We start from the raw sequence: 18,857 nt of genomic DNA, 5'->3' as shown, positions 1-18,857 counted from the left end.
CTGGACATGAAAAGCGGAAGTGGGCCGTGAGAGATCCAAAACCAATCTCGCGGAATTAATCCTACTTTCGCGGATATATACGAAATTTCGCGGAATTCTTGGAAGTATCGCGGAAATAAGTGTTTTTCACTCATTACCCTTCCGTTTTCTAGTACTCTTTCTCATCCGCTTTCTCTACTTAAACGCAATCCACACAAAAACCGGCTGGATTTCAGCCGGTTTTTTCTCTTATTTCGTTGAAGTAAACTGCTCTTCTTCTGTTGAACCTTTTAAAGCAGTCGTAGAGGATGTTCCTCCTGTAATGACCTGCGATACAGCATCAAAGTAACCAGTTCCAACCTCACGCTGGTGTCTTGTAGCAGAGTAACCATCTGCCTCACTAGCAAATTCTGCTTGCTGAAGTCTTGAGTAAGCTGCCATTCCATTATCCTTATAGTCGCGTGCAAGTTCGAACATGCTGTGATTGAGCGCATGGAAACCAGCAAGTGTAACAAATTGGAACTTATAGCCCATCTTACCTAATTCGCGTTGGAATTTAGCGATCGTTTCATCATCCAACTTCTTTTTCCAGTTAAAAGAAGGCGAACAGTTGTAAGCTAGCAATTTTCCAGGGAAACGCTCATGTATAGCATTTGCGAATTTCTGAGCTTCTTCCAAATTAGGTTCAGACGTTTCACACCAGATAAGATCAGCGTACGGCGCATAAGCAAGGCCTCTTGCAATCGCCTGATCAAGACCTGGTTTCGTGTAGAAAAAGCCTTCAGGAGTGCGTTCACCTGTTAAAAACTCACCATCATATTTATCAACATCGCTCGTAATTAAGTTGGCTGCATTCGCATCCGTCCGCGCAATGATTAACGTTGGTACGCCCATCACATCTGCTGCTAAACGTGCTGAAATTAAATTTTTCACCGCCTGCTGTGTTGGAAGAAGAACCTTTCCTCCAAGGTGACCACATTTCTTCTCTGAAGAAAGTTGATCCTCAAAGTGGACAGCAGCTGCACCTGCTTCAATCATGGACTTCATAAGTTCAAAAACATTTAGCGCCCCACCAAAACCGGCTTCAGCATCAGCCACAATTGGGACAAACCAATCTCGATCGTGAATACCCTCTGAATGTTCAATTTGATCCGCTCGTTGAAGCGCTTGATTAATTCGTTTTACAACTTGTGGTACGCTGTTTACAGGATACAAACTTTGGTCCGGATACATTTGACCTGATACATTCGCATCTGCGGCTACTTGCCAACCGCTTAAGTATATGGCTTTTAAGCCAGCTTTCACCTGCTGAACTGCCTGGTTACCAGTAAGAGCACCTAGCGCGTTAACAAAATCCTCCTCGTTAACGAGCTTCCATAACCTTTCTGACCCTCTCTTTGCAAGGGTGTACTCAATTTGAATGGATCCCTGCAACCTCAACACTTCCTCAGGTGAATATGGGCGTTCGATTCCTTTAAAACGTTCTTGCTTCCAATTTTCTTGAAGTGATGCTGCCGTTTGCTTTGTCATAATTAATTCCCCCTAAGTTTTTTAAGTTATACAACCTTTGTTTGGTTCAAATCAGCCAATATACTTAAATATTCATGGCGCTTTTTCCACATTTGATTTGGTTCAGGCATATAATGATTCCAAATGCCTTTTATCATCTGTATCAAACTGGCGTCTGTGACGCATTTACCATCAAATCCTTCTACCGCTTCTCGCGTGAGTGTTTCGAAAAGATCCGCCTGTCTTTTCTTTTCACTACCCTCACTAATGACGTGGGTTTTTCGCTTGTGTCCAATACTAATAACATACCTTGCTACGTCCGTTATCCCCCTGTTTCCTTCTATCAAGTGAATCCCCGCACAATGGTTACGTAGTTCATAAAGCATTTCTTCTGTTTGATGAACATTTTCCATTGTGATCGTGATTGTTGCTTTCATTGTGCCTTCTTTCAAATTCATTTCTCTTTCTAAATAAGTAAGAACGTTATTCCACCACTTCGCTTCCTCGTAAGTCGCTAGCCCTTTTAAGCAAAGGTATGGAGCTGAACCATTTCTTTTTAAAGTTTCAGTATGATGAAAAACATAAAGACCAAAATCTACTAGACTAGCTGACATTTGCAAACCATTAATCGTATCTTTCCTTCTCCAGTCAGAAGGTGTAATCATTACGGCAATTGGTTTTTGGACCGTGTGAAAAAAATTTTTTTGAATAAACGACTTCAGATTTTCCTGTGCGATCAAACGATCAGTGAAAGAAAGCGATTCAGCAAAGTAATCAGCTATAAAAAGGTTGGCCCCAGATTTTTGAGGTACCGCCTCTAATGGAGAGGCCGAATTCTTGAGAACGACGCGTCTCTCTTGAAGGTCTTTACGAACATTTTTCACTTCCCAACTAGCTTCTCTTATATCCTTTGTTTCCATTAGAAGTTGACCATTCGATGTCCGATTTTGCTGTTCTTCTAACTGATGTAGATCTTGATGAAAGCGACGATGAAGCTTCTCTAGAAACATCATCGCTTCATTTGTTAGTAAGTCACTTCCGTGAACGTTAGCGCTTTCAACAATTCCATCAAGCACAGCTTTCCCTCCTATTCAAGCCTACCGCTACTGTTACAACGGTGACACCCAACGCATCCTTCTCCCTCACAGTGGTGACAACCTTCATTTTTTCTTTCTTTCCCATGACAGTGCGGACATTCAAGTTCACCATTTCCATAACAAGTGTAACAATCCATTTTAGATTCCCTCCATCTGTTATAATACAATTTGTTTTATTTGTTAGTATTATATAACAACTTTTCGAAAGTGTTCAACCTTTTTTTAGAAAATTTAAAATTCCTGTGTTTTTTACAAATACCTAGCGTCTTAACTTGCCTTTTTACACGTTTTTTTGTAACCAAACAAAAAAACGCGTGAATCACACGCGTTTTTGACTGTACTCATACAGATGCTTTTTCCCAAAGTTCTTTTATACCTTGAGCTCGTTTAATGCCACTAATTGTTCCAAGATGAAGATTCTCATGATTCATTAGAAATAATAAAAGTTCTCCAATTGTCTCGAGTTCCAAATAAGAGCCTATTGAAAATTCATGTTGAAGCGGATCGCGAAGTTTACCTTCCAACTCCTTTATACGGTTAATTTGCTCTAATAAGTAGTATTTTATCTCTGCAAGTGAAGGCGGTGATTCCGCCCATTGCTCAGGTCGCGTACCCGCTTTAAATAATGGTGTGTAATTTCCTGGAAGACTCTTTTCCATATCTGTAAAGCGGTCTAAAGCAAATTCAGCCGTCACAAGAATATGCCCTAAATTCCATCGAACCGTATTCGTAAAACCTTCCGGAAGACAATCAGCTTGTTCTTTAGTGACAGCATCCAGCGCTTGAATCGTACGATAGCGCCAAAACGTAAATTGCTTTAACACTTGCGAATCATTCATTTTACTTCCGCCTCTCCTATTAGTGTCACTTCATAAAAAGGGTCAACACCCTGTGACTGTTCCATTATTGAGATAACAACTTAACGTCTGCTTCATTCCCTGCATCTCGTGCATAGTCAATTGCAGTATAACCTGCTTCATCTTCCTTTAAAGGGTCCCCACCAGCTGCAAGAAGCACTTTATAAAGATCGTTTCGATTGGTTGGCTCCATGTAAGCAATATAAATAAGTGGGGTCCACCCTTCCTGATCTTCAAGATTTGGATCTGCTCCAGCGACAAGTAGAAGCTCAACTTTAGAAACAAAGCCATTTTGACTTGAAACCATGAGCGGGGTCATACCATAATGATCATTTTGGTCGGGATTCATTCCAAGATCCAGGAGTGTCTCAAGCATTTTTTCATCTTCCGGATATTCTGCTGCATAATGAAGTGCATTCCAACCGTCAGAATCCGTTGCCTCCAGATTGCCGGTTGAGATCAGCGACTGAAATTCCGCTTCATCTTCTGACATAATGGCTTCCATAAGTGGGGTAATGCCAGTAACCCCCCCATCATCAAACACGCTTTCCTCCTCAAATACTGAGGAAAGGGACGGAATAATCACTTCCGATGCAACTACCGCTGATCCAACTCCACCTACAAAGAAAAGAAAAATGATTAGTGAAAGAATGACTATTTTCTTTCGAGGAGCAGGAAAATGCGTTTCTTCCCGCATATTCATAAATGTCTCTACTGCAGCTATTCGTTTAGGTAGTGGTGGATGGGTCGACAACAATTCACTTAACCACACAAAAAAGCTTCTCTCAGATTGGAGTTGCATGATGTAAGCATCTTTGTTCACACTTTGGTATAAGCGCTTGCCTACCGCAAGAATCATTAATCCGTTCCCTGCACACTCTCCATTTTCAATGAAATACGCCCCCATTCGATCACATGTATATTCACATGCTCTAGAATAGGCTGAACCTAGAAAAGGAACGACATTACCTGGTAAAAGGAGGATTTGTTTTAAAATGTGATTTCGTTTAATATGAGCGAGCTCATGAGCAAGAATAAACGTCACTTCATCCTCAGCACCTTCTTCAATCAGTTCAAAGATATCTGAATAGAGTACAACAAAATTACGACCTAATAGCCGCGTCGCAAATGCATTTAAGATCCCTGCCGATTCCACCACATAAACACTTGGAGTTTTAAAAATATTCATTTCCTTACATAGATCATAAACCTTTTGATTGATTTGAGGGTACTGGCTATCAGTTATCTTCACTCCATTGCTTCTGATTTGTCCAAGAAAAAGGCCATGGCTAAAAAAGGAAATCAACCATAATAGTGCGATAATCACGATTCCAATAACTGAAAAAAACAAGAAAATATAAGTGAGAATACTAAATACTAATAAAATAATAAAAAGAGATGTTTCAGAGGTTGAAGTTAATTGTTTGGAGTGATTCATTCTACTGTCACATAATTCCTTTCCAAAAGAGATATGTTCAGTATACTGAATTTTCCATTCGAGTGTATATGTTTTTTCAAACAAAAAATACCCCGAAAGTTAGTTTTTAACTCTAACTTTCGGGGTGCACCACCAAATGCGTGTTTTTAGTCCAACAATGTCACAATTCGATTAAGCGAAGAACGAAAAGATTCGATGTTGACAAACCTGGCTTCTCTAATGCTTTCTTTTCCATTAACATACAGCAAAAGAACAGGTATTGTAAAAACCGAAAAAGCTCCAGCCGCTTCAGGAATTTCATGAACATTAAGCTTTTCCCGCGTAATTTGTGGAAAATCCTTAAGTACATCCTCAACTTGAGGCAACAGTGCATGACACACTGAACAATTCGTACCATATAAGTACAAAAAGTACAGGCGTTTCTGTTCAATTCCTTCTTTTGCTTCTTCAAGTGTAACTTTTTTCAGTTCCATCACCTTCTTACATCGTTGCGATTATGAAAAATTCATTCTTCTATTCTTCCCTTTAACGAACATAAAGATGCCGTAAGCAATAAATCCAATAGCTACTAATCCAAGCAGAATAGCGCCGTATGGTTGTTTCGCTAGTTCTGACAGTGCGCCATCAAGCCCTTTTGTTTTGTCAGGGTTAGCTGTAATCGCTGTTTGAATAAAGAACACACCCATCATAGTAAAAACAACGCCTCGAGCTGCAAGGCCAATTTGTCCAGCTCGCTTACCCCACCATTCTTCTTGATTATGCATTTCATACTGCTTTAGTTGCTTCATAAATGATTTCTTATACCCTCTGATTACCTGATAAACACCAAAACCTATAAAACATAAGCCGATAAATCCAATAACCCACTGACCAAATGGTTGGCCTAATAGTTTAGCAGACATTGATTGTTTACCACCAGAAGATGAACTACCTGCTCTCGTAATAATCGAAACAGCGTTATACGCAAGGAATAAATGGATGACGCCAGCGCCAAAGAATCCTGTTCGTATTAAAATACCTTTCGTATCATTGCCATAATTATCAGGATCTTTAATTGCCTGGATTCCTTTCCAAACGGAGTAACCTATTAATCCTACAATAAGAATCCACAAAAGGACTTCACCAAAAGGTTTTCCTGCAATCGTTGCAAAAGCCCCTTTAGAGTCCGTTGTTTTTCCTCCAGGACCAAACGCTGCCTGAAATGCTAAAATTCCTATAATTAAATACACAACGCCTTTTGCTGCATACCCCACTCTTGCAAGCCCTCTAATCCAGGGCTTTACATCGTTTGATGCTTGTCTTGCTTTGTGTTTTGCTGCTGTCCCAGTTTCCATCATCATTCCCCTTCCATTTCTCTCAGATCATTTATCCACTCTCTCTATTCCCAAAAATTATTACTTTCAATCTAAAAGGGTAATTTTTTCTCAAACCATTATTAGGAAAATTAATCTTTTATAAAAAAATAGCTCTGTAAGCGAATCCAGCATTCGCTTACAGAGCTGTTAATTGAGGAGATAGACTTGTGGGCACAAGCTATCGCGTTTCTTTACTATACTACAGATCACGAAATTTTCATATAGTTTCGAATCATTTCTTTTGCGATTCATCGCGTTAAACTATTAAGATTGTTCTGTGATTATACTTTTCCTTGCGAGTAACTTTGATAACAAACCATATCGAGGTGACAAAATAAACGTTGCGGCGAAGATAAGACCAGCAATAGAAGCCATCGAACCTGAGATGGAAATATTCCAAACGAGCGCAGCGTAATAACCACCTATCGCTGAAATGACGCCGATTACTGCACTAATAAAAAGCATGGCAAGAAGTTTATCTGTTAATAGATAGGCGGTAGCTCCCGGAACAATTAACATGGCCACGACAAGAATTGCACCAACGCTATCAAATGAAGCAACCGTTGTAATGGATACCATCGACATCAATAAATAGTGAATGAACATGACAGGAATGCCAATGGCCGTGGCCATCGCAGGATCAAACGAACTAATTTTAATCTCTTTATAAAAGAGAAAAATTAGAATGAGGTTAATAATCAGAACAATGCCAAGCATCCACACGGCTGATGGACCAAGATCCATACCCCCGATCGTTAATGTGTTCCATGGAATAAATGTAATCTCTCCCATTAAGGCATGGTTCACATCCAGGTGAACTTTACCTGCAAAAGCAGATAACAGGATAACTCCAAAGGCAAACAAAGAAGTGAAAACCACCCCGATTGCCGCATCCGATTGTACGCCACTAGAATGTAGCACCTGCACAAGAAATGCGGTTAACAATCCAATAATACCAGCACCTACTAGCATATAAATGCCTTCTAATGAATGGCTAACGAGGTATGCAAGTACAATCCCTAATAAGACGGTATGGCTAATGGCATCGGCAAGCATCGCCATTTTTCTTAGTATAAGAAAACAGCCAATGATGCCACATGATACACCTACAAGAGATCCCGTAAGCATAATCCATGCTCCATAACTCATGATGATTTCACCTCTTTCTTACGTTTTTTCGGATTATGAGATGGCTTTTCCTTGCGTAACGTTTCTCCTTCACCAAAGTATTCGGGCTCAAGCTTTGGTGTCCGCTCATGAATAGCCATTAGTTGTTCAAGCTCATGAAGCGTGGAAGAACTAATAGTTTTATAATCCCAAACATCATTCGTCGCAAATTGAAGAGAAGCGAATTTCATCTCATACATCGTATATATTTCGAATAGGCGATTATTTAATACAATCTCGTAAGCTTTATGTCCGCCTGACTCTGTTAAATACCACAAGTCTTTTTTTCGGTGAACATAGCCTTCTTTTTGTAGTCGCTTTAGATTCGAATCAAGCTTTCGAACCGTCATTTTTCTTCTAGAGAGAAGCTCTTCCTTAGAGAAAAGAAGTTTATTGTTCGTTATGCTTGCTTCTTCGGATAGATCATACATCGTTTGAAGCACAGTTTCTCTTGCAACGATTTTTCGAATTCGATAGAGCTTTACTCCTTTTGAAACTAACCCACGGTTAGGAGCAAAGATCAGTGAAATTAAAAAGATAACCGTTGCCGCAAGAACAATGACTGGACCTGTCGGAAGTCGATTTGCCATCGAACTTAACAACGTTCCAAGCATGCCTGATAAAGCGCCAATCGTCCCAGCTACGATTACCATACGATCAAGTCGATCGGTCCAATATCTTGCTGAAATAGCAGGCGTAATGAGCATGGCCGCCATTAGGATTACACCAACTGCCTGAAGCCCAATAACGACAGCACTTACGATCAAAGCCATCAATAGCCCATTAAGCAGACCTGTAGGCAACCCAATTCCTTGCGCAAATTGACGATCAAATGTAAACAACTTCAATTCCTTAAACAATAACCAGGTCACAATAAGAAGGACGATCGCTACACCAGATATGACGCGAACATCATTCCCTACAAGCGATGCTGCCTGACCAAAAATAAAGTCATCTAGCCCGCTTTGATTTCCATTCTCGGATTGAGCTATCTTGGTAAGAAGAACAATACCAAATCCGAAGAATACAGATAAGACAAGTCCAATCGCCGTATCTTCCTTAATACGCGAATGATTAATAATGACCTGAATGAAGTATGTGGCAAGCAAACCAGATAAAGCAGCACCAACTAAAAACCATCCTATTGATTTCGTTCCATAAAGTAAGAAGGCAAGGCAAATACCTGGAAGGGCTGCATGCGCCATTGCATCTCCGATCAAGCTTTGCTTACGCAAAAGAGCAAAACTACCTAAAACGCCACTTGCAACCCCGAGAAGAATGGTTCCAAAAAGGACCCACTGTGTGTTTGCATCTTGTAACGTTAAGATTAAGTCATTAAACATACTTGGTCCCCCTTATGGCTGCACCACATAGGAAGGACTAACCTGAGAATCGAGAAAGGCTAGACGACCTCCATATGTTTTTTGTAAATTTTCCACTGTAAATACTTCTTCTGTAGGTCCAAGCGCAATTTTTTGTTTATTTAATAACAGCGTCCAATCAAAATATTCTTTTACGGTCTGTAAATCATGATGCACAACAAGCACCGTTTTTCCTTGTGCTTTGAGTTCGTTTAGTAAAGAAATGATCGCTTTCTCTGTTGCTGCATCCACACCTACAAACGGTTCATCCATGAAATAGACTGTTGCATCCTGAGCAAGAGCCCTAGCAAGAAAGACTCTTTGCTGCTGGCCACCTGAAAGCTGACTAATTTGACGATCAGCATATTCTTTCATTCCTACTTTATCAAGGGCCTGCATCGCAATCGCCGTATCCTTCTTCCCTGGTCGGCGAAACCATCCAATATGACCGTACCTTCCCATGAGAACAACATCAAGAGCATTGGTAGGAAAATCCCAGTCCACTGAACCACGCTGCGGTACATACCCAACTAATTTCCGCTGTGTACGATAAGACTTTCCATATATCTCAACAGATCCAGAAGCTTTAGGAATTAACCCCAAAATGGCTTTAATTAACGTTGATTTCCCCGCACCATTTGGTCCCACAACACCAATTAATTTTCCTTCTGGCATTTGAAATGTTACTTCCTGAAGAACTGGTTTCCGATCATATGCCACTGTTAAATTTGATACTTGAATTGGATTCATTTTTAAGCTCCCTTCAACATCTATTTCAAAGCCTTGGCAATCGTCTCAATGTTATGGCGATACATGCCTGTATACGTGCCCTCAGGTGAACCTTTTTCACCCATTGCATCTGAATAGAGTTCGCCACCGATTTTCACTTCATGCCCTTTTTCTCTTGCACCTTCGACAACAGCATTGATCGATCTTTCTGAAATACTGCTTTCTATAAAGACAGCTTTAATATTGCGATCAGCGAGAGTATTAACAAGATTCTGTACATCTCTTAGACCATATTCTGAATCTGTACTCAAGCCCTGCAGCCCCTTTACTTCCATCCCATACGCCTGACCGAAGTATTGGAAAGCATCATGGGCAGTAACAAGCACACGACTCTCTTCTGGTATTTCATTAATCTTTGCCTGAGCTTCTTCTTCTAGTTTCTTTAACTCATTTAAATAGGTTTCTGCATTTTTCTCATAGTCTGCTTTATGATCAGGATCATACTCGATTAATGCATCGCGAACTTCCATTACAGCATATTGCCATAATTCAATATCGAACCATACGTGTGGATCAATAGCTGCCGAATTCGCTTGATCAACCAATAGCTTATCTTCCGGAATTGCTTCAGCAACAGGATAGGTTGGTTTGTCTTCCTTCATCTTTGCAAAGATATCTCCCATTTTCCCTTCGAGGTGAAGACCATTGTAAAAAATGATATCTGCTTGCGATAGCTTATTAATATCTCCCTGAGAAGCTTTGTATAAATGAGGATCAATTCCTGGTCCCATAAGAGAATCAACTGCAACATGCTCTTTGCCCACACTTTTGGCAATATCACCAATTTGACCGATCGTTGTTGTTACTTTAATCTTGCCTTCACTTTGTTTATCCGCCTCATTGCTACATCCTGCCAGTATAAGTAAGAATAATGATGCCCCCAAAAGATACCCAATCCATTTTTTCATTTAAATAACCTCTCCTTCATTCATTTAATCCGCTATACAATGCTTTAACCTAACGTATGGGCTTTCTTCTCTTGATGTGCTTTTCCAAGTCTCTTTCGCGAAAAACATTTGCTTAACAGCTCTATTCTTCGCCTTCCGAATATTTTTTTCCCAAAGGCAACTTTAAGATAAAAAAATAAGCAATCAGTTTATATCTCTTTCGTGCCCATCCGCACAATTGTTTCCTTAATACAAAACTATCGCGCGAATGCATGTTTGTCAACATTAGTTTATTCAAAAAAGTGAAAAAGTAGAAGTTTTTCTGAAAAGGTGTGAGAAAGATCACAGTTTTTTACAAAAATAACATCTACAATAAACATATGAAGTACAAGAATTATAAATGGAGGGATTGCAAATGAGTGTAAAACACACAAACATACTTGTTGCTGTTGATGGTTCTGAATCTGCTGAGGTCGCTTTCTCAAGAGCGGTCGAACTTTCTATTCAAGATCAAGCATCCCTAATCATTGCGCACGTTATCGACACAAGAAATTTTTCCACATTTGAGCTATATGATATCGCAACAGAGAGAGCTGAAGATTTCGGAAAGCGGCTATTGAAAGAATATGAAGAAAAAGCAATGATCGCCGGAGTAACGAATGTGAAAACTGTAATCGAGTATGGATCACCGAAAGTGAAAATCGCTAAAACCATTGCTCCACAAAACAAAATTGATTTAATCGTTTGTGGTGCAACTGGTATGAATCGTGTTGAGAGATTGCTTATGGGCAGCGTTTCAGAACATATTACCCGTAATGCCACTTGCGATGTGATGGTTGTACGTGGTGTGAAAGTTCCAAGTAAGGAGGGGCATCACGATGAACATAGCAGACAAAATACGTAAACATCGTTTAGAAGCAAATATGACCATTCAAGAATTGGCTGTAAAAGTTCGTATTGGAGCAGGTCTTATGCAAAAAATTGAAGAAAATCGTTATCAGCCAGACGTCCAAACATTGTTAAAAATCTCGACTGCGCTAGATATTCCAGCCTCTGAATTTCTTGAAAAAGATACGATTGAGGCGTTGAAAAAGGCGGACTCTAGTATATAAACATGAAAGCATAAGAAAAAAGCGCTGAATCAGCGCTTTTTTCTTATGCTTTCACTAACCTTCTTTCATATAATGGTAAAGAAACTTCAACTGTTGTCCCCTTCCCTTCCACACTTGATAACCTCATTTTTCCATTATGATTATCAATGATGCCGAAGCTTACCATCAGACCAAGTCCCGTTCCGTTTTCCTTTAATGTATAAAAGGGTTCCCCTATTCTTGATAATTGATGCTCAGGGATCCCCACTCCTTGGTCTTTTATACGAACAGTCACACCCGTCTCGCATTCAGTGACTTTAACGTAAATAATCCCTCCATCTTCCATCGCTTCAATAGCATTTTTAAGCACATTTACAAATACTTGCTTCAGCTGATTTTCTTCACCTAAAATTGGAAACTCTTCACAATCATACTGTGTTCGGATCTCAATGTTCTTTAAAATTGCCTGGGATTTTAATAAAGAAATCACATGCCTGAGCAGAGAAACCAGATCACTCCTGGCGAATTCTTTTTCATGTGGCCTTGCTAGAAGCATAAATTCACTAACAATAAAATTAATACGATCGATTTCCGAAAGCATAATTTGCAAAAACTCTTTTGATTTCTCATCATGAGAGGAGCTATAAACAAGGCTCGCAAATCCTTTTAGCGACGTCAGAGGATTCCGGATTTCATGCGCCACTCCTGCCGCAAGCTCACCGACAGCCGTTAGTTTTTCAGAGCGTCTTAAAAGTTCCTCCGTTTCTTTAAACTCCGTAATATCCTCTACGATAACAATAATACCTTGCATCTTGTTTTCGATCATATGTGGAATAGAAATTAGTTTCACATGAATGGAATGACCATTGCGATGGCTAATCGCTGATTCACATTTTTGTGGAACACCTTCTTTTGTTCTTTCAAAACAGTACGTTGTTTGCTCGATGTATCGCTCCTCAACAAAATGAAAGCTTAATTTATGACTAACATGTTCTAGCGTATACCCACTCATACGTTCTAAGGCAGGATTAATATTTAGAATATGACCTTGAATGTCTAACACCATAATGCCATCGGGACAATTTTCTACAAGAGAATGGTATTTTCTTTCGCTTTCTCGGAGCATCGATTCCTGACTTTCAAGCTCTCGATTCCGCATCATACGAATTAACATTAAAACAGAAATAATAAAGATGCCTGTTAAAGCCATGTATTGCACGAGGTGGTTTTCACTATAGCTCTCAACTTCAAATTTGGTTGCAACAGAAGATGTGATCATTGTAAAGTAATGGACCGCCAGTGTTCCAAGACCAAAAACAAGTGCTCCTGACACTCTTCTAAAGTAGCTACTTCTTTCATTAGAAATTCCATAAACAAGCCACAAACTACTAACTGTAGAGAAAAAAACCATCAACAAAGGAAGAACGACTCTCCACCAGTCATCTATCGAATAAGTTAACCCCAATAAATAATGAGAACTAATCATTTGTAATAACAATAACGATAGCGCAATCCAAAGACTTGCTTTAACGATTTGCTTAAACTCTCCTCTCGATGAAAGAGTCATAAACGCTAAGAGAGATCCAATAACTGGAACAGCTAGAGATAAGCATACAAACCATGGCGCATAAAAAGAAGCATCTGCTGTTGATAGACCTAATAAAACAAGGTATTGCAGAATCCATATTCCCGCTCCCATTGCTAGTGAACTTCCAAACACCCAAAATTTCCGATATGGAAGCGTCATGATGTGAGCTTTTTCATGAAAATCAAATGCTACATAAGCGTAGCTTACAATCATTAATATCGAAATAACAATAAGAAAAAAATGAAACTCGTAAGTGAGTCCTTCCATTGCGTACTCCACTCCATTTTTGATATCGACGTACTGTTTTTCTATGTATCAATTTGACAAATTTCTTCAAAAACCTTCCACATTTTAAAAATTAACGATTACTTTCTTTCACGACCTTCAAAACAAATAAAAACAGCCTCTATGAACAGGCTGCTTTTACATGTTTTGAAGGCTATTTTTTAGTAAGAATGGGTAATGGTAGATGAAGGAGGATTTACAATGGCTCAAATATTATTCAAAGTACAAAATGTGAAGCGACTCGTCGACCATCAAATTCCGGATACATTTGAAGCATCCGTCGAAGTCGAAATCATTAATCGTGAAAATGGCGAACTATTAAAAACAGGGCTAATTCCAGTTCAATTTAATGAGCATGGATCCTTCCCTTCCATCTCCCACATTCAAACGTTTGAAGAAAACAAGAAGTTACAAGCGAAACTTTTATTTGATATTCGACGATATGTTCGAAAGCTTCGTCCTTATCTTCAGCCAGATGATGACTAATTTACGCTTCAAATAAATAGCGGTAAATACTACAAGCAACTTGAATGTTCAAAAGGTCAGATGGATCGTTAAAATTAATCGTTACTATCTCTTGGATACGTTGAATGCGGTAGTTCATTGTGTTCACATGAACGTGCAGTTGTTCTGAAGCGTTTTTGATATCCTGTCCTGTCGATAAGTACACAAACAATGTTTGAAAAAGCTCTCCTTTGCGTCGCTTCTCATAAGCAAGTAGGGGAGAGAGATACTCAAGCGCATAATTAGCAAGCTCCTCCTCGTTGTTGTTTAACAACAAACGAAGCGCTCCAATTTCTCCATACCATGACGAATACCCAGCAAATGTAAAGCGTTCTAAAAATTTAATTGTTTTCTTGGCTTCATTGAAGGACTGGTCTAATGCGCGTATTCCTTTAACTGATTTTCCTATTCCGATTCTACACATTTTTTCTGACGTAATAGATGAAGTGAGTGCTTTGAAATCACGGATAAAGCGATTAACTGATACGATTGACGATTCTACCCCATCAGCATCGTGGAAGAGGATAACAATCTGTCTCCCCCACTCTGTCACAAGCAATTTCGTATCACCTTTTTGAAGCAAATGACTAATTGATGCATGAATGCAACTTCTCAACCACTCTTCTTGCCCCTGCTCTACTTCTTGCGGAACATCGAGAACCGCCACGGTAAAAAAATCATTCCAATCAGCTTGAAGTCGATCGGCAAGGTAGCTTAGATCCGCTTCCTCTTCCTGAGCAGATAAAAGATTGATGATTAGTTCACCGGTAAGCCGCTGCCGTTCTTTATGCTCCGCTTCTTGTTTCATTAATTGTAGACCCGCTACTGTGCATGCATGAAAAACAGCAGAATGTTCAAACCTTGTAAGCGGGAGCGATTCGGAAATAATCGCCAGATAGCCTAGTGGGAAGGAAAGTCTACCAAGTGGGAATAACAAGAAATCTTCTTTAGCGTGAAAAACTTCAACCTCATGTTTTTTTTGCTTAATCGTATTGAGGTGCTTCAAAATCATCTTTTGCAAGTTTTCAGTTGATGGCCATTCAGCGTGGCTCGACGCCTTCACTTCACCAAATGGATCAAAAATCATGACGGTTTTACCGATAGAATTTGTAAGATAAGAACAAATTTCTTGAAAAGACCCTTCATTCATACCGATATCAGATAGGGCATGGTGGGTTTCAACAGATTTTGATAAACTTTCATTTTGATTTATCATTGTCTTGTTAAATTGCTTTAATTTTTGAAGAGAAGCTTCCTTGTTCCGATACAAATTCGCATTCATGAGAGCAATCGCCGCCTGAGACGAGATGGCTTCAACTAATCGAATATCGTCCTTCGTAAACTCTTTTTCTAGATTAAATTGATCTAATACAATAACCCCTGTACAATCTTCTTCTTTAATAATTGGAATACAAATGGTACTCATAGGTAAATCGTCTGCGGACTGATGGTAGAGCGTTGCATTCTGAGGCGTCATCGTTTTCATCGCTTCTTCTACTTCAAGGTTTGTTTTAAAGTGGAGCGTTTCTTTTTTTTCAAATGCCAGGCCTGTCATCGATTCTCCAGATTGAAGTAATACCTCATTTACCGTTTTCTTTCGGAACCCAGTCGATCCCGCAACTTTCAATCTCTTCCGCTCATCATCGTATAAAAAGAGCACGCCACCATCTGCAGCATCAATGACAGAGACGGTCTCTTCAATGACGGACTGAATCACCGCATAGAAATCAAGTGATGAGTTAAAGATGGTTGATACTTGCATCAATAAATGTAGTTGTCTTTTACTTAATTCTGCTTCATTTTCAAGTAACCCTCTCGCCATTCATTTCCTCCTCCTATTCTCTTAACTCTTTATCTCTTCTGCTTCATAACGATGTTGTTCTAAATAAGATAAAGTGGCCTCTCCTAGCGTTTGAGCAGCGATCAACATCGCATTCTCATCAATATCAAACATCGGATGATGATGAGGATAAGTCGATGACAGCTCCTTATTTCCTGAACCAGTTAAAAAGAACGTTCCCGGTACTTTTTCAAGATAATAAGCAACATCTTCTCCAACCATTAATGCTTCTGTTTCGACCACATTTTTTACATTTCCTACTCTTTTGGCCGCCTCCTTCAGCATCATCGTTTCCTTCTCGTGGTTCACAACAGGAGGGTATCCTCGATCATAGGTAAACCTATAGTCAGCCCCGCTACTTTCACACATCCCTTTAATCATTCGTTCCATTAACGCAATGATCTTCTCACGAACTTCTCGATCAAAAGTACGAACGGTTCCTTTCAGCGTAGCCGTTTCTGAAATAACGTTAAACGCCGATCCTGCATGAAAGGAGCCAATTGACAAGACGGCTGTATGACCTGGATCAATAAATCGACTAACGATTTGCTGCAACTGACTAACAAGCTGACTAGCAATGACAATGGAATCAACGGCTTCGTGCGGAATACCTCCATGCCCACCTCTTCCTTTTACGACAATTTCAAACGAGTCGGCAGCTGCCATAATGCGTCCTGTTTTGTATGCGACGGTGCCTGTAGGAAACCCTGACCAGAGATGCGTTCCAAAGAGCACGTCAACCCCATCAAGACACCCATCTTCGATCATCGGCTTTGCACCACCAGGCGTGATTTCTTCTGCAAATTGATGAATAAAAACAACTCGTCCAGCTAATTGATCACGTTGTTCGTTTAACGCTTTTGCAAGATGTAAAAGCGTAGACGTATGACCGTCGTGTCCGCAAGCATGCATCACGCCGGGAACTGTCGATTTATATGGAACGTCTTTTTCATCATTTATTGGAAGAGCATCGAAATCCGCTCGTAAGGCTACTGTTTTACCAGGTAATGCTCCTTCCAGAACAGCTACAACACCTCTTCCACCAACTTCAGTACGAATAGGCATTTCAAGCTTTTCATAAAATTCAGCGATTCGTTTTGGTGTGTGAACTTCATGGAAAGAAAGCTCGGGATGCTGATGAAGCTCTCTTCTTAGTTCAACCATTTGTGGATAAAGCTCTTCTAATCTCTTAAACAGTGCAGTTCTCATTGTAAGATCTTCCCCTCTCCTCTATCTAAAGCAAACACGTATCATACGTTATGAGTATTTTAACAAAAATTCTGAACTTTATAAGGGAAACTTGCAAATCTATTGTGAAATATTATGAAAGACATCCACCTACTACTAAGAGCAGTTCATTCGGAATAAAAAAAGTACCCTCTGATTTGCAATGGATCACAACGTTTTCTAAAATAAAGTGAAGACGCTAATGAGGAGGATATAAAGATGAATGTATTCATTTTAGGGGCTACTGGCCGGGTTGGTAGCAAAGTATTAACACAAGCTCTTAGAGATCACCATAACGTATCTGTTCTTGTACGATCACCAGAAAAGCTTTCAATTAAAGATGGCGTAACAATAGTTGAAGGTGATGTGTTAAATGAAGATGACGTGATGAAAGCAAGCGAAGGCGCCGACGTGATGATCAGTGCACTTGGAACAGATAAAACAACAACGCTATCCGAGAGCACACCGATTCTGCTAAGCGTCATGAAGAAGCAGGGAATAAAGCGCATCGTTACAGTTGGTACAGCAGGTATACTAAACAGTCGTACCGATCCTGGCGTTTATCGTTTTGAGTCATCCGAATCAAAACGTAAAACAACCCGAGCAGCAAAAGAGCACCTCGCTGTCTACGAGATGCTGAATAAAAGCAGTATGGAGTGGACCATTATATGCCCAACCTACTTACCAGAAGGAGAGGCTCGTGGTCATTACCGGATTGAAGAAGATTATCTTCCTGAAGAAGGAAAAGAAATTTCAACTGGAGACACGGCTAATTATGTGTATCAAGAACTCATTGAAAGGAATCATATCGCAAAACGGGTTGGGATCGCTTATTAACTAATAAAACATGCCTGTATTTTTGACCGTCCAAGTCAGTAAACAATGGATTCATTAAAAGAGAAATATGCCCATACTCCCAAGGAGCTGAAACGTTTAGCAGAGTGGAACTCGCCTCACCAAAAATCACGTATAGCAAAAAAAGAAGACCAGCTTTACGCTCGTCTTCTCCATGTTTTACTTTTGTTTTAAAGCCGCTTCTAGAGCAATAATCATCATTTCTTTAAACGTTGTTTGACGCTCTTCAGAAGTCGTTTCTTCACCCGTTACAATATGATCACTAACAGTCAGTACGGTCAGTGCATTCACGCCGTATTTTGCTGCGATCGTATAAAGAGCGGAAGTTTCCATTTCAACACCTAGCACTTGATAGTCAGCAAGCTGTTGGAAAATTTCCGGGTTGTCACGATAGAAGGAATCACTTGTAAACACATTCCCTACATGAACACTCATTTCCTTTTCGGCTGCAGCATCATAAGCATTTTTTAGAAGGTTAAAATCAGCGGTTGGGGCAAAGTCCATGCCATTAAATTGAAGACGGTTTACACCAGAATCAGAAGTAGCACTCATCGCAAGAATAACGTCTCTTACTTTCACTTCTTTCTTCAACGCGCCACATGTGCCAACTCGAATCAAATTCTTTACGCCATAGCTTTGAATAAGCTCATTCACGTAGATTGAAATTGACGGCACGCCCATGCCGGTTCCCTGAACAGAAATTCGTTCCCCTTTATATGTACCAGTGTATCCAAGCATTCCTCTTACTTCGTTATAGCAGACAACGTCTTCTAAGAACGTTTCTGCAATGTACTTCGCACGAAGCGGATCTCCGGGTAATAAAATCGTTTCCGCAATATCTCCTTGTTTCGCACCAATATGAACACTCATAATCGTACCTCCTTGAATAAATACGTTCACTATCAAAAGTAGCATAAGATGAGAGGATATGCCACATCCATTCACATATCGGTAGTCTCTCCACAACTTCTCCATGCAATGCAGCTACTAGTGCAAATAAAAAAACAGGCATTCGCCTGTTTTTCAAC

Annotated in this window: 18 protein-coding genes; 4 read left to right on the top strand and 14 right to left on the bottom strand. The window is 39.9% G+C overall.

Annotated features, from left to right (window positions below; translation table 11 throughout):
* Positions 1-228: 228 nt before the first annotated feature.
* The 10 genes from aceA to ATG70_RS03665 form a co-directional block, all read right to left on the bottom strand.
* Positions 229-1,509 carry an isocitrate lyase gene (gene aceA / locus ATG70_RS03710; RefSeq protein WP_098443023.1) on the bottom strand — a complete coding sequence of 427 codons (1,281 nt, stop codon included), beginning with the start codon at positions 1,507-1,509 and terminating at the stop codon, positions 229-231.
* Between the two features lie 26 nt (positions 1,510-1,535).
* The gene (locus ATG70_RS03705) at positions 1,536-2,564 is read right to left on the bottom strand and encodes a hypothetical protein (protein ID WP_179886174.1); all 1,029 of its coding nucleotides are present in this window, start codon (positions 2,562-2,564) and stop codon (positions 1,536-1,538) included.
* A gap of 362 nt (positions 2,565-2,926) precedes the next feature.
* Positions 2,927-3,424 carry a DinB family protein gene (locus ATG70_RS03700; protein ID WP_098443021.1) on the bottom strand — a complete coding sequence of 166 codons (498 nt, stop codon included), beginning with the start codon at positions 3,422-3,424 and terminating at the stop codon, positions 2,927-2,929.
* Between the two features lie 64 nt (positions 3,425-3,488).
* Positions 3,489-4,880 (bottom strand): M48 family metallopeptidase, encoded by a 1,392-nt coding sequence (locus ATG70_RS03695; protein WP_142329550.1) that lies wholly within the window; start codon positions 4,878-4,880, stop codon positions 3,489-3,491.
* Between the two features lie 146 nt (positions 4,881-5,026).
* Positions 5,027-5,353, bottom strand: coding sequence for a thioredoxin family protein (locus tag ATG70_RS03690; protein WP_257147606.1), 327 nt, complete (start codon positions 5,351-5,353; stop codon positions 5,027-5,029).
* A 21-nt stretch (positions 5,354-5,374) separates the two neighbouring features.
* Positions 5,375-6,214 carry a DUF1206 domain-containing protein gene (locus ATG70_RS03685; RefSeq protein WP_257147605.1) on the bottom strand — a complete coding sequence of 280 codons (840 nt, stop codon included), beginning with the start codon at positions 6,212-6,214 and terminating at the stop codon, positions 5,375-5,377.
* Positions 6,215-6,499: 285 nt separating this feature from the next.
* Positions 6,500-7,384: a metal ABC transporter permease gene (locus ATG70_RS03680; RefSeq protein ID WP_098443018.1), complete on the bottom strand. Its 885-nt coding sequence runs from the start codon at positions 7,382-7,384 to the stop codon at positions 6,500-6,502.
* A complete protein-coding gene (locus ATG70_RS03675; protein WP_098443017.1) occupies positions 7,381-8,745 on the bottom strand; it encodes a metal ABC transporter permease in 1,365 nt (454 codons plus the stop codon). The genes ATG70_RS03680 and ATG70_RS03675 overlap by 4 nt, the downstream gene beginning before the upstream one ends.
* Before the next feature lie 12 nt (positions 8,746-8,757).
* Positions 8,758-9,513 (bottom strand): metal ABC transporter ATP-binding protein, encoded by a 756-nt coding sequence (locus tag ATG70_RS03670; RefSeq protein WP_098443016.1) that lies wholly within the window; start codon positions 9,511-9,513, stop codon positions 8,758-8,760.
* A gap of 20 nt (positions 9,514-9,533) precedes the next feature.
* Complete coding sequence (locus tag ATG70_RS03665; RefSeq protein WP_098443015.1) at positions 9,534-10,460, bottom strand: metal ABC transporter solute-binding protein, Zn/Mn family; 927 nt, start codon at positions 10,458-10,460, stop codon at positions 9,534-9,536.
* Positions 10,461-10,854: 394 nt separating this feature from the next.
* On the opposite strand from ATG70_RS03665, the gene ATG70_RS03660 reads away from it, so the two are divergent.
* Together ATG70_RS03660 and ATG70_RS03655 are read left to right on the top strand one after the other, a co-directional pair.
* Positions 10,855-11,343: a universal stress protein gene (locus ATG70_RS03660; RefSeq protein ID WP_098443014.1), complete on the top strand. Its 489-nt coding sequence runs from the start codon at positions 10,855-10,857 to the stop codon at positions 11,341-11,343.
* The gene (locus ATG70_RS03655) at positions 11,318-11,551 is read left to right on the top strand and encodes a helix-turn-helix domain-containing protein (protein ID WP_098443013.1); all 234 of its coding nucleotides are present in this window, start codon (positions 11,318-11,320) and stop codon (positions 11,549-11,551) included. Before ATG70_RS03660 ends, ATG70_RS03655 begins: the two co-directional genes overlap by 26 nt.
* Before the next feature lie 43 nt (positions 11,552-11,594).
* Here the strand turns inward: ATG70_RS03655 and ATG70_RS03650 are convergent, their stop codons facing one another.
* Complete coding sequence (locus ATG70_RS03650) at positions 11,595-13,385, bottom strand: ATP-binding protein (protein ID WP_098443012.1); 1,791 nt, start codon at positions 13,383-13,385, stop codon at positions 11,595-11,597.
* A gap of 219 nt (positions 13,386-13,604) precedes the next feature.
* Here ATG70_RS03650 and ATG70_RS03645 point away from each other — a divergent pair, with 219 nt between their 5' ends.
* Entirely contained in the window at positions 13,605-13,889 is a 285-nt protein-coding gene (locus tag ATG70_RS03645) for a hypothetical protein (RefSeq protein WP_098443011.1), read from the top strand.
* Between the two features lies 1 nt (position 13,890).
* Here ATG70_RS03645 and ATG70_RS03640 read toward each other — a convergent pair whose 3' ends face one another.
* Positions 13,891-15,729 (bottom strand): helix-turn-helix domain-containing protein, encoded by a 1,839-nt coding sequence (locus tag ATG70_RS03640; protein WP_098443010.1) that lies wholly within the window; start codon positions 15,727-15,729, stop codon positions 13,891-13,893.
* A 21-nt stretch (positions 15,730-15,750) separates the two neighbouring features.
* Positions 15,751-16,956 (bottom strand): M20 family metallopeptidase, encoded by a 1,206-nt coding sequence (locus tag ATG70_RS03635; protein ID WP_098443009.1) that lies wholly within the window; start codon positions 16,954-16,956, stop codon positions 15,751-15,753.
* A gap of 237 nt (positions 16,957-17,193) precedes the next feature.
* On the opposite strand from ATG70_RS03635, the gene ATG70_RS03630 reads away from it, so the two are divergent.
* The gene (locus ATG70_RS03630) at positions 17,194-17,811 is read left to right on the top strand and encodes an NAD(P)-dependent oxidoreductase (RefSeq protein WP_098443008.1); all 618 of its coding nucleotides are present in this window, start codon (positions 17,194-17,196) and stop codon (positions 17,809-17,811) included.
* Between the two features lie 177 nt (positions 17,812-17,988).
* Here the strand turns inward: ATG70_RS03630 and deoD are convergent, their stop codons facing one another.
* On the bottom strand, positions 17,989-18,699 hold the full coding sequence (gene deoD / locus ATG70_RS03625; protein ID WP_098443007.1) for a purine-nucleoside phosphorylase: 711 nt from the start codon (positions 18,697-18,699) through the stop codon (positions 17,989-17,991).
* Positions 18,700-18,857: the final 158 nt, after the last annotated feature.

The organism is Bacillus sp. es.036 (assembly GCF_002563635.1).
In the GTDB taxonomy this organism is placed as follows: Bacteria; Bacillota; Bacilli; order Bacillales; family Guptibacillaceae; genus Guptibacillus.
This window is presented reverse-complemented; position numbering and strand designations above follow the sequence as displayed.

What these genes read in the sequence shown, in the direction of transcription:
- ATG70_RS03680 (WP_098443018.1), bottom strand. Translation starts at nt 7,384, where the DNA reads ATGAGTTATGGAGCATGGATTATGCTTACGGGATCTCTTGTAGGTGTA.
- ATG70_RS03650 (WP_098443012.1), bottom strand. Translation starts at nt 13,385, where the DNA reads ATGGAAGGACTCACTTACGAGTTTCATTTTTTTCTTATTGTTATTTCG.
- ATG70_RS03645 (WP_098443011.1), top strand. Translation starts at nt 13,605, where the DNA reads ATGGCTCAAATATTATTCAAAGTACAAAATGTGAAGCGACTCGTCGAC.
- ATG70_RS03665 (WP_098443015.1), bottom strand. Translation starts at nt 10,460, where the DNA reads ATGAAAAAATGGATTGGGTATCTTTTGGGGGCATCATTATTCTTACTT.
- ATG70_RS03695 (WP_142329550.1), bottom strand. Translation starts at nt 4,880, where the DNA reads ATGAATCACTCCAAACAATTAACTTCAACCTCTGAAACATCTCTTTTT.
- aceA (WP_098443023.1), bottom strand. Translation starts at nt 1,509, where the DNA reads ATGACAAAGCAAACGGCAGCATCACTTCAAGAAAATTGGAAGCAAGAA.
- ATG70_RS03635 (WP_098443009.1), bottom strand. Translation starts at nt 16,956, where the DNA reads ATGAGAACTGCACTGTTTAAGAGATTAGAAGAGCTTTATCCACAAATG.
- ATG70_RS03630 (WP_098443008.1), top strand. Translation starts at nt 17,194, where the DNA reads ATGAATGTATTCATTTTAGGGGCTACTGGCCGGGTTGGTAGCAAAGTA.
- ATG70_RS03675 (WP_098443017.1), bottom strand. Translation starts at nt 8,745, where the DNA reads ATGTTTAATGACTTAATCTTAACGTTACAAGATGCAAACACACAGTGG.
- ATG70_RS03685 (WP_257147605.1), bottom strand. Translation starts at nt 6,214, where the DNA reads ATGGAAACTGGGACAGCAGCAAAACACAAAGCAAGACAAGCATCAAAC.
- ATG70_RS03690 (WP_257147606.1), bottom strand. Translation starts at nt 5,353, where the DNA reads ATGGAACTGAAAAAAGTTACACTTGAAGAAGCAAAAGAAGGAATTGAA.
- ATG70_RS03640 (WP_098443010.1), bottom strand. Translation starts at nt 15,729, where the DNA reads ATGGCGAGAGGGTTACTTGAAAATGAAGCAGAATTAAGTAAAAGACAA.
- ATG70_RS03660 (WP_098443014.1), top strand. Translation starts at nt 10,855, where the DNA reads ATGAGTGTAAAACACACAAACATACTTGTTGCTGTTGATGGTTCTGAA.
- deoD (WP_098443007.1), bottom strand. Translation starts at nt 18,699, where the DNA reads ATGAGTGTTCATATTGGTGCGAAACAAGGAGATATTGCGGAAACGATT.
- ATG70_RS03700 (WP_098443021.1), bottom strand. Translation starts at nt 3,424, where the DNA reads ATGAATGATTCGCAAGTGTTAAAGCAATTTACGTTTTGGCGCTATCGT.
- ATG70_RS03670 (WP_098443016.1), bottom strand. Translation starts at nt 9,513, where the DNA reads ATGAATCCAATTCAAGTATCAAATTTAACAGTGGCATATGATCGGAAA.
- ATG70_RS03655 (WP_098443013.1), top strand. Translation starts at nt 11,318, where the DNA reads ATGAACATAGCAGACAAAATACGTAAACATCGTTTAGAAGCAAATATG.